Source organism: Pseudoxanthomonas sp. LARHCG66, from assembly GCF_052871755.1.
On the sequence record NZ_JBIXJW010000003.1, the window covers coordinates 436,533 to 450,483 of the forward strand.

At 65.0% G+C, this 13,951-nt stretch carries 12 protein-coding genes; 2 read left to right on the forward strand and 10 right to left on the reverse strand.

Translation table 11 applies throughout. The annotated features are described in order from the left end of the window. Positions 1–113: 113 nt before the first annotated feature. The 8 genes from ACIPRS_RS12185 to hutU all read right to left on the reverse strand — a co-directional run bounded on the left by ACIPRS_RS12185 (position 114) and on the right by hutU (position 10,700). Positions 114–1,670, reverse strand: coding sequence for a GH39 family glycosyl hydrolase (locus ACIPRS_RS12185; protein ID WP_337731226.1), 1,557 nt, complete (start codon positions 1,668–1,670; stop codon positions 114–116). A 94-nt stretch (positions 1,671–1,764) separates the two neighbouring features. Next, complete coding sequence (locus ACIPRS_RS12190; RefSeq protein ID WP_446538736.1) at positions 1,765–2,412, reverse strand: TetR/AcrR family transcriptional regulator; 648 nt, start codon at positions 2,410–2,412, stop codon at positions 1,765–1,767. A 77-nt stretch (positions 2,413–2,489) separates the two neighbouring features. Beyond that, complete coding sequence (locus ACIPRS_RS12195) at positions 2,490–3,293, reverse strand: oxidoreductase (protein WP_337731228.1); 804 nt, start codon at positions 3,291–3,293, stop codon at positions 2,490–2,492. A gap of 43 nt (positions 3,294–3,336) precedes the next feature. Beyond that, positions 3,337–6,435, reverse strand: coding sequence for an efflux RND transporter permease subunit (locus ACIPRS_RS12200; RefSeq protein ID WP_446538737.1), 3,099 nt, complete (start codon positions 6,433–6,435; stop codon positions 3,337–3,339). Continuing rightward, positions 6,432–7,535 carry an efflux RND transporter periplasmic adaptor subunit gene (locus ACIPRS_RS12205; protein WP_446538738.1) on the reverse strand — a complete coding sequence of 368 codons (1,104 nt, stop codon included), beginning with the start codon at positions 7,533–7,535 and terminating at the stop codon, positions 6,432–6,434. Before ACIPRS_RS12205 ends, ACIPRS_RS12200 begins: the two co-directional genes overlap by 4 nt. Before the next feature lie 68 nt (positions 7,536–7,603). Then, positions 7,604–8,221, reverse strand: a complete 618-nt coding sequence (locus ACIPRS_RS12210; protein WP_446538739.1) for a TetR/AcrR family transcriptional regulator — start codon at positions 8,219–8,221, stop codon at positions 7,604–7,606. A gap of 246 nt (positions 8,222–8,467) precedes the next feature. Further along, on the reverse strand, positions 8,468–8,839 hold the full coding sequence (locus tag ACIPRS_RS12215) for a YciI family protein (RefSeq protein WP_337731232.1): 372 nt from the start codon (positions 8,837–8,839) through the stop codon (positions 8,468–8,470). Positions 8,840–9,032: 193 nt separating this feature from the next. Beyond that, positions 9,033–10,700 (reverse strand): urocanate hydratase, encoded by a 1,668-nt coding sequence (gene hutU, locus ACIPRS_RS12220; RefSeq protein ID WP_337731233.1) that lies wholly within the window; start codon positions 10,698–10,700, stop codon positions 9,033–9,035. 108 nt (positions 10,701–10,808) lie between these two features. Between hutU and ACIPRS_RS12225 the strand changes: the two genes are divergently transcribed. Further along, positions 10,809–11,543: a ThuA domain-containing protein gene (locus ACIPRS_RS12225; RefSeq protein ID WP_446538740.1), complete on the forward strand. Its 735-nt coding sequence runs from the start codon at positions 10,809–10,811 to the stop codon at positions 11,541–11,543. A gap of 98 nt (positions 11,544–11,641) precedes the next feature. Here ACIPRS_RS12225 and ACIPRS_RS12230 read toward each other — a convergent pair whose 3' ends face one another. Together ACIPRS_RS12230 and ACIPRS_RS12235 are read right to left on the reverse strand one after the other, a co-directional pair. Beyond that, entirely contained in the window at positions 11,642–11,992 is a 351-nt protein-coding gene (locus ACIPRS_RS12230) for a hypothetical protein (RefSeq protein ID WP_446538741.1), read from the reverse strand. Positions 11,993–12,081: 89 nt separating this feature from the next. Then, a complete protein-coding gene (locus tag ACIPRS_RS12235; protein WP_337731236.1) occupies positions 12,082–12,603 on the reverse strand; it encodes a YybH family protein in 522 nt (173 codons plus the stop codon). A gap of 57 nt (positions 12,604–12,660) precedes the next feature. Between ACIPRS_RS12235 and ACIPRS_RS12240 the strand changes: the two genes are divergently transcribed. Continuing rightward, on the forward strand, positions 12,661–13,923 hold the full coding sequence (locus ACIPRS_RS12240) for an alkaline phosphatase family protein (RefSeq protein ID WP_446538742.1): 1,263 nt from the start codon (positions 12,661–12,663) through the stop codon (positions 13,921–13,923). Positions 13,924–13,951 lie beyond the last annotated feature (28 nt).

A 13,951-nucleotide genomic window follows, 5' to 3' on the forward strand; every position in this document is an offset into this window, starting at 1 on the left:
CACGGAGCTATGGTCCCTTGCAGCGAATCCTCGATCGCCTTCGTAAGGGCGCCAACGTTGTCATCTGAGCCAACGTCAACATAGGGCGAAGAGCGCATGAACGCAGGGGCAGCCTATCTCTCCAGGGGCTCCAAAGTGACCAGGACTACGTCGTTGCTTCGCATCGCCAGATCGAGGTCGAGAAGTCCGTCGCTGCCTACACGCAACATCGTGTCCTGCTCGGCTTGATCGGAAGTAGCGGACTTCAGGGCGTTCAGCTGCACTGCACTCACGTCCGACGGCAGGCCCATGTCTATATAAGCCGACAGAGGATCGTTCTTGAGGTATCCCGTGCGATGCACCTTCAACCGGTAGCTCCCCGGCTGGATGCTCTTCAGATGGATAGAGAGCGGTACCGCCGGTCTGGCGACCAGCTTGCGGGTATAGAACGGCCTGTTGCTGACGTCCTGGACGGGTTGTTGCCAGTCCCAGGCGAGTATCGCGATCTTCCTTTCATCCACGGATGCCCATGCCAACTCATCGTTCGTGGGAATCTCGCGCCCAGTGAGCTGATTCAAATACTTGTAGGCGAACCACGTGGGCTTTCGCACCCCCTCACGATTCATGAGACCGAATCCCCCGTGGAAGGATGCCGGGGGTGGGCCCGCCTCCTCGAAAAGATCGGTGTAGGCCCAGTAGCTCATGCCCTGGGCCAGCCCCCTCGCCTGCTTCAACTTGGTCAGCGCATAGGGGGCGTTGATGTAGCTGTCATGCACCACGTCCCTGGGGCTGTAGCTGCTGCTCCATTCCGTGAAATAGAGGGGCAGGCCCGGGAAGGCCGACGCATCGATCTCTTTCCGTGCCCTGCGCACATCCGCAACGATCGCATCGGGCGAACTCAGCAGTTTGGTGTCCTGCCCGCCCTGTTCGTCCAGAAAACCGCCATCGACGCCATAGGTATGCGTGGTGACGAAATCGATCGGCACCTCTTTGTCATCGCAGAATGCCAGAAACTCCGGGATCCAAGCCGCGCCCGCCGTGGATGGACCGCCCACACGCAATCGGGAGTCCACCGCCTTCAGGGTTCTGGCCGTATTGGCGTAGAGCTCGAAATATGCATCCCGGTCGGCGCCCTCCCAGAAGTCCTTCAGATTGGGCTCATTCCACACCTCGAAATACCAGCTGCGCACCTCATCGACGCCATACCTGGCGATCACGTGCCGCAGGTATGCGTCGATCAGATGGCGCCACATGGCGGGCTTGGGGTGCGATGTGTTGGCCTTCCAGTAGAAGAGCGACTGATCGGATGTCTTCAGCGCAGCGGGCGTGAAGCCGAGCTCCACGAATGGGCGGACTCCCTTGGCCAGCAGCGCGTCGTACAGCTGATCGATCCTGGTCCAGTCATAGACGATCGCACCGTCAACGTGACGGACCGTACCCAGCGTGTCGTGGAACAGGTCGTGGAAACGCAGGTACTCGAACCCGAGCTCGTCGGCTGCCACCGCCAGGTGGGCCTGTGAGTCCTCGCGGATCAATGTTCCCGGGTAGTCCGAACCCACCGAAAGGGCGAAGAATCGATCCACCGGCTCGACGGCCTTGTCGATATCCAACTCGATCCTGCGTGAAGGCTGGTCGGCAGCCGCGCAGGGCATCGCGATGCCGAGAAACATCGCAAGGAGTACTCGACGCATGTCGAAGGATCCGGAGTCTTCTGGGGCTTTCGAGCATAGCGACGCATCCCATGCGGGAGCTATTCGAATATGTGCCCGAGCTATGCCGGTAACGCTATTGCTCCGTGGCACTGCCTGGCCAGTGGCTGGAGCCTGTGCCAACAACAGACGGATTCGCGCGCACAGGGCGTGTCCGGGAAAACGCCTGGTGAAACAACGTCAACGTTGCGTCTGCGCTCGGCCCGACAGGCTGCGCGACCTGCAGCGAGTTCGCCTGCAGCATGAGCTGCAGATAGAGGTCGGCATGGTGCGCGGCCATTTCGACGCCTTCGCGGACCAGGGCCGCGCAGACGTACGCCCGGTAGGGTGCGAGATACGCGTTCCAGAGTTCGGCATAGAACGCCACCCCGCCAGCGGACCGCTGGAGCGTGGCGCAGAAGCGCCGGCAAGCATTCACCTGGGCCAGCTTCTGAATTTCGAGCGCGACATACACCAACTCATCCTTCAGCCCGGGCAGTGGCTGGGAAGGAATGATGGACAACGGAAAGTTCGAAGCGTGCAGTTCCATGACGGCCGCGAACAGGCAGGCTTTGTCCCGGTAGTGCGCGTAGACGGTCGCCTTCGTGAACCCTGCAATCTCCGCGACCCGATGCATGCAGGTGTCGTCATAGCCGGACGCTTCGAACGCCTGAGCCGCCGCCTCCAGCAAGCAGGCCCGCGTGTGGGCGCGCACGCGCTCCCAGCGCCTGGACGATGCGCTCATGCCCATCGCCGGATCGATTCGACGACGGGGCCGGTTGCGCCTCCTGCAGCACGGCGTCTCATCTCATGCCCCTGTGCTCAGGCGAGCCCGAACGTCTTGCGCAGGCTTGCGTCGACGGGACCGGAAGGCATGTAGCGGCGCAGCTTCGCCAGCAACGACGCTTGTCCGGCGGGAGCACGCCGCATCTTCCACTTGCCGAGTGCGGCCTCGACGATGGTGTCGGCCACCGGCGCCGCGTCAGCGGCGTCATTGGATGCCCGGATCACTGCAGCAAGCGCAAGGTCACGCTCGCGGTCATAGTCGGACACCGTCGTACGCACCAACTGCGTGTTCGTCTGGAAGCCGGTGTTGGTGAAGGAAGGCTGCACCAGCGTGACCCGCACGCCGAACTGCCGCAGTTCGTGGTCCAGACTCTCGGAAAGGCCTTCCACTGCGTGCTTGCTTGCCGCGTAGGCTCCCATGTAGGGCGCCGGCAGGAACCCCAATACCGAGCTGACGTTGATGATCCGCCCGGCGCGGCGAGCACGCATATGGGGCAGCACGGCACGGATCGTCCTCAGCATGCCGAACACATTGGTGTCGAACAGCGACTCGACTTCCGAGATCGCTGTCTCTTCGACGGACCCGATCAGGTTCTGACCTGCATTGTTCACCAGCACATCGATGCACCCTTCAACCGCAACGATTCCGGCAACGGCATGGTCGATGCTTGCCTGCTCGCGAACGTCCAGCTGTACCAGCGTTACCCCCTTGATGGGCTCCGCGCGCTCGAGTTGGCGTACGCTGCCATACACCTTGCAGCCCGCATCCGCCAGCGCCCTGGCACTGGCACGGCCGATGCCGGACGAAACGCCGGTGACGAGAACGGTCTTCTTTTCCATGCTTGCTTCCTTGGTGGTCTTGATGCGACGTGCTTGGGGTGCGTCAGTGCGCAGCGGCGAGCGCGCGCTCGTCCGTGTCGATGGAGGAGGACGGTTTGATCCTGAACCAGATCGAGTACATGGCCGGCAGGAAAACCAACGTCAGGACGGTTCCCGCCAGGGTGCCGCCGATCAGGGTGTAAGCCAGCGTTCCCCAGAAAACCGAGCTCGTTAGTGGAATGAAGGCCAGGATCGCAGCCAGCGCGGTCAGGATCACCGGCCGCGCCCGCTGTACCGTGGCTTCGACAAGGGCATCAAACGGGCTCAAACCCTCCTGCTCGTTGTGATGGATCTGCCCGATCAGGATCAGCGTGTTGCGCATGAGGATGCCTGACAAGGCGATCAGTCCGACGAGGGCATTGATGCCGAATGGTTGCTGGAAGACGATCAATGTCGGCACCACGCCGATCAGTCCCAGCGGACTGGTGGCAAACACCATGATCATCGCTGCGATGGATCGCACCTGCAGGATGATGATGAGCAACGTGAGCGCGATCATGATCGGGAAAAGCGGCAGCATTGCCGTAGTCGCCTTGCCCGATTCCTCGATCGCACCGGCCTGCTCAAGGCGGTAGCCCGGCGGCAGCCGCTCGACCACCGGTTGCAGTTGTTTCAGGACCGCCGTGGACACATCCGGGGGTTGCAGCCCCTCGGCGATGTCGCCACGCACCGTGATGGTGGGCGTGCGGTCGCGGCGCCGCAGGATCGGGTCTTCCATGCGCACTTCCACGGTGCCCACCTGGGAAAGCGGGATGCGCTGGCCGGCGGCGCCGACCAGCGTGAAGTCCGCGATCTTTTCCGGATCCAGGCGCGTGTCGCCTGCGGCACGGCCGACCACCTGCACCGAGCGGATGTCCTCGCGCACTTCGGTAAGCGGTGCGCCACTGAGCAGGAACTGCAACTGCAGCGCCACCGAGTTGGAGGTCAGGCCCACAGCGTTGAGTCGGTCCTGATCCAGCACGAAATGCAGCGTGGGTACACGAGGGCCCCAATCCGTATTGACCGTGCGCATCATCGGGCTGGCACGCATGACGCCGCTGACCTCTTCAGCGATCTCGCGCAACTTGCCGATTTCCGGCCCCATGACGCGGTATGCCACGGGAAACGGTGAAGGAGGGCCGAACACGATCTGGGTGACACGCACCTGCGCTTCGGGTGCCAGCCCGTCCGCGATCGCCTCGCGCAGCCTGTACTTCAGGGCTTCCCGCTCCCTGTCATCGCAGGCCAGGACGACGATCTTGGCGAACGACGGGTCGGGCAGTTCGGGCGCCATTGCCAGGAAGAAGCGCGGAGCGCCCTGCCCGATGTAGGCCGTGACGATGCGGGCTTCCTCCTGCTTCGCAAGCCAGGCTTCGACCTTCGCCGCCGCGGCACTTGTCTGTTGGATGGAGGTGCCATAGGGCATCTGCACCTCGACCAGCACTTCCGGTCGGTCGGAGGTGGGGAAGAACTGCTTCTTGACCAGGCCCATGCCGACGACAGCCAGCGCGAACAGCCCGACCACCGCACCCGCCACTACCCATTTGCGCGCGATCACCCGCCCCAGCAACGCGCGGAAGCGGTTGTAGTTGCGGGTGTTGTAGATGGCCTGGTGCCCACCTTCGACCTTCCTGATGTCCGGCAACAGCTTCACGCCCAGGTAGGGCGTGAATACCACCGCCACCACCCAGGACACGATCAGGGCGATACCGACGATCCAGAACATGTTGCCGGTGTACTCGCCGGCCGTGGAGCGTGCGAAGCCGTTAGGCATGAACCCGACGGCGGTGACCAGCGTCCCCGACAGCATGGGCGCGGCGGTATGGCTCCAGGCGTACGCCGAGGCGGCGACACGGCTGTATCCCTCCTCCATCTTCACCACCATCATCTCGATGGCGATGATGGCATCGTCCACCAACAGTCCCAATGCCAGGATCAGCGAGCCCAGGGTGATGCGGTCGAAGTTCTTGCCAGTGGCCGCCATGATGACGAACACGGCGGCCAGGGTGAGGGGAACGGCAGCTGCAACTACGATGCCGACGCGCCAACCCATGCTGATGAAGCAGACCACCATCACCACGAGCAACGCGACAAAGAACTTGACCATGAACTCGTCGACCGCTGAACCGATGTTCACGGCCTGATCGGTGACCTTGGTGAGCGAGATACCCAAGGGCAGCTGCGCGTTGATCTTGGTGACCTCCGCTTCCAGTGCCTCGCCCAGATCCAGGCCGTTCCAGTCGTCGCGCATGACGACCCCCAGCAGGAGCGCCGGCTCGCCGTTGTTGCGGACGAGGAAGGTGGCCGGATCCTCGTAACCACGCTCGACGGTGGCCACATCCGAGAGTTTCAGCGTGCGTCCCTGGGCTACGATCGGTGTTTGGCGGATCTTCTCCAAACTGTCGAAAGCACCCTCGACGCGAACGAGGACCTGCGGTCCACGGGTCTCGATGGAGCCCGCGGGGGTCAGCACGTTCTGGCTGTTGAGTGCGGTGAAGATCTCCTGCGGGCTGACGCCCACGGTGGCCAGTCGGTCGTGGGAGAACGAGACGAAGATGCGCTCGGGCTGCTCGCCAATGATGTTGACCTTCTTGACCCCGGACACGTGCAGCAGCTGCTGACGCAGCGCTTCGGCATCACGCACCAGCAGTCGTTGCGGCTCCCCCTTCGCCTTGAGGGCGAAGAGTGCGAATGTCACGTCCGCGTATTCATCGTTGAGGATCGGCCCAATGACGCCGGCGGGCAATCTCTTGGCCTCATCGCCCAGCTTCTTGCGCGCCTGATAGAACTCATCCTGTACCTGCGAAGGCGGCGTGGCGTCGCGCAAGGACACCATCGTGAAAGCCAGGCCAGGACGCGTATAGGTCTCGGAGCGGTCGTACCACCTGAGCTCCTGCAGCCGCTTTTCCAGTGGTTCGGCGACCAGGTCCTGCATTTCCTGCGCCGTCGCTCCCGGCCATGCCGTTACGACCGTCATTTGCTTGATCGTAAAGGGCGGGTCCTCGGCGCGACCCAGTTGGAAGAACGCAAGGACGCCCGCCGCCGAGATCAGGAACAGAAGGAACACGGTGATCGAACGCTCGCGGACGGCGAGCGACGAAAGATTGAAGCGCCCCTCGCTCATGGCCGGGCCCCGGAGAAGGCTTCCTTCGGCCCAGCCATCGGGATAACGATCTGGCCGTCCTTGAGTAGGTGCGTGCCCAACGACACCACCCGGTGACCTGCCCGGAGGTTGCCCTTGACCTGCGCCGTGTCATCCGAGAGTCCCAGCACCTGGACGGGGCGCCAGACGGCTTTGGCGGGTTTACCCTCCAGCGCCCAGACGCCGGGCCCTTGCCCGGGATCGAACAAGGCGCCGATCGGGACCTGCAACGCTGCCGTGGACTGTGTGCCATCGGCGATGTCGATCGTGACAGTGGCACCCAGGGGTGCCTCTGCGAGCGCACCATCGAGGACATATCTGGCTTCGTAGGTCCGAGTCAGGGGATCGGCTGCATCCGAGAGCTGCCGGAGCCTGGCGGGGACTGGAGCCTGGTGACTGCCATAGAGCATCGCCTGCCCGACCGAGCCCAGCGCCGGGCGCAGCGTCTCAGGCAGATGCACGATGGCTTCGCGCTCTCCTGTACGAGCCAAGCGCACAACAGGCTGGCCGGCGCTCACCACCTGCCCGGGCTCGGCCAGCGTTTCCATCACTACGCCGTCCGCATCGGCGAGAAGCTCGGCGTAGCGCGTGGCGTTGTTGGCTACCTGGGCCTGGGCTTTGGCCGCGCTGAGCTGGGCACGAGCCGCGTCGGCTGCGGCCTTGCTCTGGTCGTATGACGAGGCGGAGATTGCGCCGGTACCCCGCAGAGCGCGATACCTCGCCTCATCCGCGATCGCTTGCCTGGCCTGTGCTTGCGCGGCCACGACGGCTTGTTGCTGCGCCTGCGCCGACAGTTGCAGATCGGCCGGGTCGATGCGCATCAGGATCTGACCGCGCCGGACCTTCTGGCCTGCATTCACCAGCCGCTGCGCCACCTTGCCTGGAACGCGAAACCCAAGGTCACTTTGGACCCGAGCTGCCACCGTCCCGGTAAATGCGCGGGAAAGAGCGCGATCTCCGACAACCGTCGCCGTGCGTACCAGGGGAGCCTTTGTCCTGGGATCAGCAGGGGCTTCGGCCCCACAGCCTGCCAGACCGCCCACCAGAGCAATCGCTAATGTTTTTTTAACAACGTGGCGCATAGGAGTCCCGTCGATCCAGTCTGGACGGGCACTCTGGGCCTAGTGACTAAAATAGTCAATAGTCACTATCAGGTAGACAGACTCCGAAGCACAAGACTCGAGAGCAGCGCGGGCGCTTGCTCGGTGTAGTCCAGGCTGTGCTGCAGCAGAAGCGGGTTCAGATAGGGGCGCAGCACGAGATAGACGGCGTTGGTGGCCTCGTCCAGAGGCGTCTTCCGCTCGAAATCACCGCACTCCCTGCCCTGCTGGAGAATCTGCTGGAGAAGCGCACGCAACCGCTCTTCGTATGCCAGCACCGATTGCCAGCGCTCGGCCGCTGCGGACTCCGCAATCTCGTAAAGCTTCCGATCCTGGAAGAACAGCCGCTGGCTCGCCTCCACCGAAGCCCTGAAAAGCTTGCGCAGCTTCTCTGCTGGCGGGTCAACGCCCTCAATGGCTTGCAGGATCTCCTGTTCGATCTTGGCCAGGCAATTGGCGCAGATCATCTCCCCAATGGCCTGCTTCGATTCGAAGAACTTGTAGACGTAGGCTTTCGAGAAGCCGATCGCCTTGGCCAGATCCGAAACGGTGGTCTTCTCGTATCCGTAGTGGCTGAAGTGCTCGGTCGCCGCGACCACGATCTGGTCGCGGACATCATGAGTGGCCGGCCCACGACTGGCCGCAGTTGGGGCGATGGAGGTATTCATGCGGCGAGCTTACCGGGGACACTCTGAACCATCAACGCGTAACCCGTTGAGATATTGGTCACCAACGGGAGAGTAGCCTCGTGCGTCTAGCGTCGAACCGTTCCTCATTGGGGATTCCAGAGAACGGTCATGCACCACTGTCCGCTTCCGCAGTCGGCAGCGGACATCACCGCGACTCTTCGTGAAACCCAGGTTGAGCGGATGGAGTTCGGGCGCCAGAACACGCCTGCACGCGCGCCCAGGCCGTCACCGCGCCAGGAAGAAATCCATGGGGATGAGCTCGACGGCCCATCCACCCTCTTCGCCCAACATGGCAGCCGGATGCATGGACGCGATGCGCAACGCCTCGTCACGGCTGTCCGCCTCGATGATGAAAAGACCACCCACCACTTCCTTCGATTCGGTGTAAGGCCCGTCACTGACGAGGGTCTTGCCATCGCGCGGGCGAAGCGTCGCCCAGCCGTCCCTGTCTCCCAGTGACGCGGAAACCAGCACGTTGCCGGTAGCGCGCATCTTCTCGTCCAGTGCCGGGCACTGGCTCACCAGTTCCTCGATGTCGCCTGGGCTCATCGCGGCGAACTTCCCCGGGGTGTAGTAGGCAAGGCCGAGGTATTTCATTGGAGTTCCTTTGGGCAGGGATATGTGGGCGACGAAGCTGATGACCGGAAACAGACCGCACTCTGACACGGTTCTCCCTGGGGTCCGGCCAGCCCGCCAGCCTCATGTCGCAAGCAGACCCGTCGCCGAAGCAGACACATGCCAGACGGCCCGCGATCGCGGGCCGTCTGGTGGCGACATGGGCATCGCGCCATCACGCCATCGGCAGCTTCAATCCCTGCTCTTTCGCGCACTGCACGGCGATGTCGTAGCCCGCATCCGCATGCCGCATCACGCCGGTGCCCGGGTCGTTCCATAGCACGCGCGCGATGCGCTTGTCGGCTTCCTCCGAGCCGTCGCAGACGATGACCACGCCGGAGTGCTGCGAGTAGCCCATGCCCACACCGCCGCCATGGTGCAGCGACACCCAGGTGGCGCCGCCTGCAACGTTGAGCATCGCGTTGAGCAGCGGCCAGTCGCTGACCGCGTCGCTGCCGTCCTTCATTGCCTCGGTCTCGCGGTTGGGCGAGGCCACGCTGCCGGAATCGAGGTGATCGCGCCCGATCACCACCGGCGCCTTCAGTTCGCCATTGCGGACCATCTCGTTGAAGGCCAGGCCCAGCTTGTGGCGCAGGCCCAGGCCGACCCAGCAGATGCGCGCCGGCAGGCCCTGGAAACTGATGCGCTCGCGCGCCATGTCCAGCCAGCGGTGCAGGTGCGCGTCATCGGGAATCAGCTCCTTCACCTTCGCATCCGTCTTGTAGATGTCCTCCGGATCGCCGCTCAGCGCGACCCAGCGGAACGGGCCCACGCCGCGGCAGAACAGCGGGCGCACGTAGGCCGGGACGAAGCCGGGAAAATCGAACGCGTTCTTCAGACCCTGGTCGAAGGCCATCTGGCGGATGTTGTTGCCGTAGTCGAACGTCGGCACGCCCATCTGCTGGAACGCCAGCATCGCTTCCACGTGGACGCGCATGGACTGCTTGGCGGCATCGCGCACGCGTTCGGGCTCGACTTTCTGTTCGGCCAGCCACTGCTCCACGGTCCAGCCGGTCGGCAGGTAGCCATGCACGGGGTCGTGCGCGCTGGTCTGGTCGGTGACGGCATCCGGACGCACGCCGCGCCTCACCAGCTCCGGCAGGATGTCCGCGGCGTTGCCGAGCAGCGCGATGGACTTCGCTTCGCCCGCCGCGGTGTACTTCGCGATGCGTGCGAGGGCGTCATCGAGGTCGGTGGCCTGTTCGTCCACGTAGCGCGTTCGCAGACGCATGTCGATGCTGGACTGCCGGCATTCGATGTTGAGTGAACTGGCACCGGCCAGTGCCGCAGCCAGCGGCTGCGCACCGCCCATGCCACCGAGGCCGGCGGTGAGGATCCATTTGCCCGTCAGATTGCCGCCGTAATGCTGGCGCCCCATTTCCACGAAGGTCTCGTACGTGCCCTGCACGATGCCCTGGCTGCCGATGTAGATCCACGAACCGGCCGTCATCTGGCCGTACATCATCAGGCCCTTCTTATCGAGTTCGTTGAAGTGCTCCCACGTGGCCCAGTGCGGCACCAGATTGGAATTGGCGATCAGCACACGCGGCGCATCGGCGTGGGTGGGGAAGATGCCTACGGGCTTGCCGGACTGCACCAGCAGCGTTTCGTTGTCGTCCAGTTCGCGCAGCGACTTCAGGATCGCGTCGTAGCAGGCCCAATCGCGCGCGGCGCGGCCGATGCCGCCGTACACCACCAGCGAGGTGGGGTCTTCGGCGACTTCCGCGTCCAGGTTGTTCTGCAGCATCCGGTACGGTGCCTCGCTGAGCCAGGACTTGCAGGTCAGCGTGTTGCCGCGCGGGGCGCGGATGACGCGGGAGGGGTCGTGGCGGGGATCGGACATGGCAGGTTCCAGATGCAGGTATGCGGCCATTATCGGCGGGAGGCGCCGCCCTGCGCGAGCCGCGGCGATGCTGCAGTGCGCGATGGCATGCATGGCAGAATCCGGGCCATGACTGCCTTGCGCCTGCTTCTCTCCGCTTTCCTCTTGGCCGGGCTGCCATGCGCGGCGCCTGTGGCGGCCACGCCACCGGACCGCATCCTGGTGTTCACCAGGACCGCCAAGTTCCGCCACGAATCGATTCCGGTGGCGGTGGCAACGTTGAAGCGGATCGCCGCGGCGGAAGGCATGGTCGCCGACCACACTGAAGATGGCGGTGCCTTCACGGCCGCCCATCTGGCGCGTTACCGCGTGGTGGTGTTCGCCAGCACCACGGGCGATGTGCTGGACGATGCACAGCAGGCGGCACTGGAGGGCTTCGTGCGCAACGGCGGCGGCTTCGTCGGCGTGCACGCCGCGGCCGACACCGAGTACGACTGGCCCTGGTACGGGCAACTGGTGGGCGCGTACTTCCACGATCACCCGCCGGGGCTGCAATCCACGCACGTGCAGCCAGAGCATGGCGGGAAACCCGTGGGTGAGCGCTGGCCGATCACCGACGAGCTCTACAACTACCGCGCCAATCCGCGCGGGCGCGTGCAGGTGATCGCCACGGTGGACGAACGCGGATACGACGGCGGCCTGATGGGCGCCGACCATCCCATCGCGTGGTGCCATGCCTTCGATGGCGGGCGCAGCTGGTACACGGGGCTGGGCCACGACGCAGCGGTGTATGCGGATGCGAACGTCATCGCGCAGCTGGTGCGCGGGCTGCGGTATGCCTCGGGGCGTTCGAACGACTGTTGAGGCTCTGCGCTCTCCCCTTGAGCGAGGAGAGCGCATGGGAGCGCTTGCCTCCCGGACGATCCGGGACCGGAAAGGCTGGGCTGGGCGCTCTTCCGGAATTACCGGATGGAGGAATCCAGCGAGCGCAGCGCGTCAGCCAGATTGAGGTGACCGGTACGGTCGAGATCTTCCTTGGTGTACGCACGGCCCGGAAGACCGTTGCAGGCCGTCTTGTGATCGCGCGGACGGATGCGGCTGCCGGTCTGGCGCACGCAGTTGGCTTCCGACACGGGCGGCTTTTCGGTGGCTGCGGAGGCGGCCTCGGCATCGGTGGCTGGCGTCGCGGCGCGGGTTTCGGCGACAACCGTCTCCGGAGAAGCTGCGGGTTGCGCTGCGGCGACAGGCGATTCGGCGTGCGCGGCGGTGGCCGCCAGGCAGGCAGCGAAAGCGAAGAGGGTCAGGTGTTTCATGATCGACTCCCGGGCGAGCGTGTGGGACCTACGTTACGCCTCGCCACGGGTGAATGTGAGTCTGGACGTCCTGACCGTTTAGGCGGAACTCAGGCAGGCGGGCACTGCGCCTTGCGCCCTTCGTGGAAGCGTTGCACGGCCGCCGCATCGGCCTTCTGCGGGGACACGCCATCGTCGAACAGGACACGCCATGTGCCGTCATCGCCCCGGTGCCACACCGAGCCGAAGCGGCCGATCCTGTGCTCGCCGGTCGCCGGGTCCTCGTACAGGGCCGGACCGCTGGAATAGGCCGTGCGGCCATCGCCGCCGAGGGTCACGACCGCCGGGTACCAGCGCAGCTTCAGCGTCTTGCCTTCTATCAGCGGTGCCCATTCCAGGGTGATGGCCTCGCGCCCCCGTGTCGGCGCGCGGCTGACACCGAAGGCGGCGTCGGGATGCAGGTGCTCGGCGAATGCGGCGGCATCGTGCTCGGCGACGGACTGGGCGAAGCTGAGTTCGCGCTGCCAGACGGCGCATTCGGCCTGCCGCGTGGTTTCCGGCGGCACGGCCAACGCATCACCGGCCAGCAGTCCCAGCGCCAGCGTGCACGAAAGTCGGAGGAGCGTTGTCATGCGGATTTCCCCGGAGTCTGCCAAGCTGTCGTGGATTCCAGCTCCTCTACGTACCGCATGCGCCTGCCATTGGTCAGGGTGACGGTGCTGGCCGTCCTGCTCTGGACGGCCGGTTGCGCCACCACCCCCTCCGCCGCCCCGACACCCTCCACCCGGCACAGCGTCGTGCTGATTTCCATCGACGGCCTGGCCGCCAGTGCGCTGGCACGCGGCAACACGCCCAACCTGGACCGCCTGGCGGCCGAGGGCGTGCACGCGGCATGGATGAATCCCTCCTACCCGGTGCTGACGTTTCCCAACCACTTCACCCTGGTCACCGGGCTGCGGCCGGACCGCCACGGCATCATCCACAACAGCATGCGCGATGACGCCGTGGGCGGCTTCAAGGTGGCCGACAAAGCAGCGGGCGCGGATGCGCGCTGGTGGCAGGGCGAACCGATCTGGAATACCGCCGAGAAGGCCGGCCTGCGCACTGCGATCTGGGCGTGGCCGGGCAACGCGGCCCCCATCGATGGCCGCCGTCCCACGCGGTGGGTCCCCTATTCCCCGGAGATCAGTTCGCTCGAGCGCGCGGACCAAGTTGCCGACTGGCTGACCGAGCCCGCGGCGACGCGCCCCCACCTGGCGGCGCTGTATTTCGAGCGGGTGGACAACGTGGGCCACGACAAAGGCCCGGATGCGCCGGAAACCCTGGCGGCGATCCGCGAAGTGGATGCCGCCGTGGGCCGCATCGTGCAGGCACTGGATGCACGCGGACTGCGCACGTCCACGGACATCGTGGTGGTCTCCGACCACGGCATGGCGCCGGTGGCGCCGGATCAGTACATCGCGCTGGAAGACATGGCCGCCTTCGAGCAGGCCGAGGCGGTCAGCACGGGACAGGTGATCGGCTTCAATCCGCGCCCAGGCCACGAAGCCGCCGCCGGACACCGCCTGCTCGGTCGGCACGACCACTACCAATGCTGGCGCAAGCAGGATCTGCCGGCCCGCTGGCACTACGGCAGGCATCCGCGCGTGCCCGCGATCGTCTGCCAGTTCGATGAAGGGTGGAATGCCCTGCCAGCCGAGCAACTGCAGCGCGTGCCGAAGGACCGGCTGAACCGCGGTTCGCATGGGTACGACAACACCCTGCCCTCCATGCGCGCGGTGTTCGTGGCGGCGGGGCCCAGTTTCCGCCGTGGCGCAACGCTGCCGGCATTCGACAATGTGGACGTGTACCCGCTGCTGGCGACGTTGCTGGGCCTCGCGCCGGCGCGCAACGACGGCACGGCGGAGACCTTCGCGCCGGTGCTGGCACCGCGGGCGGACATGCCGCATTGATGTCCGGAAACGGGGAGTCTACGCGCGG

Bases quoted from the DNA above. Each gene is read 5' to 3' on its own strand.
- ACIPRS_RS12185 (WP_337731226.1), bottom strand. From the start codon at position 1,670: ATGCGTCGAGTACTCCTTGCGATGTTTCTCGGCATCGCGATGCCCTGC.
- ACIPRS_RS12190 (WP_446538736.1), bottom strand. From the start codon at position 2,412: ATGAGCGCATCGTCCAGGCGCTGGGAGCGCGTGCGCGCCCACACGCGG.
- ACIPRS_RS12195 (WP_337731228.1), bottom strand. From the start codon at position 3,293: ATGGAAAAGAAGACCGTTCTCGTCACCGGCGTTTCGTCCGGCATCGGC.
- ACIPRS_RS12200 (WP_446538737.1), bottom strand. From the start codon at position 6,435: ATGAGCGAGGGGCGCTTCAATCTTTCGTCGCTCGCCGTCCGCGAGCGT.
- ACIPRS_RS12205 (WP_446538738.1), bottom strand. From the start codon at position 7,535: ATGCGCCACGTTGTTAAAAAAACATTAGCGATTGCTCTGGTGGGCGGT.
- ACIPRS_RS12210 (WP_446538739.1), bottom strand. From the start codon at position 8,221: ATGAATACCTCCATCGCCCCAACTGCGGCCAGTCGTGGGCCGGCCACT.
- ACIPRS_RS12215 (WP_337731232.1), bottom strand. From the start codon at position 8,839: ATGAAATACCTCGGCCTTGCCTACTACACCCCGGGGAAGTTCGCCGCG.
- hutU (WP_337731233.1), bottom strand. From the start codon at position 10,700: ATGTCCGATCCCCGCCACGACCCCTCCCGCGTCATCCGCGCCCCGCGC.
- ACIPRS_RS12225 (WP_446538740.1), top strand. From the start codon at position 10,809: ATGACTGCCTTGCGCCTGCTTCTCTCCGCTTTCCTCTTGGCCGGGCTG.
- ACIPRS_RS12230 (WP_446538741.1), bottom strand. From the start codon at position 11,992: ATGAAACACCTGACCCTCTTCGCTTTCGCTGCCTGCCTGGCGGCCACC.
- ACIPRS_RS12235 (WP_337731236.1), bottom strand. From the start codon at position 12,603: ATGACAACGCTCCTCCGACTTTCGTGCACGCTGGCGCTGGGACTGCTG.
- ACIPRS_RS12240 (WP_446538742.1), top strand. From the start codon at position 12,661: ATGCGCCTGCCATTGGTCAGGGTGACGGTGCTGGCCGTCCTGCTCTGG.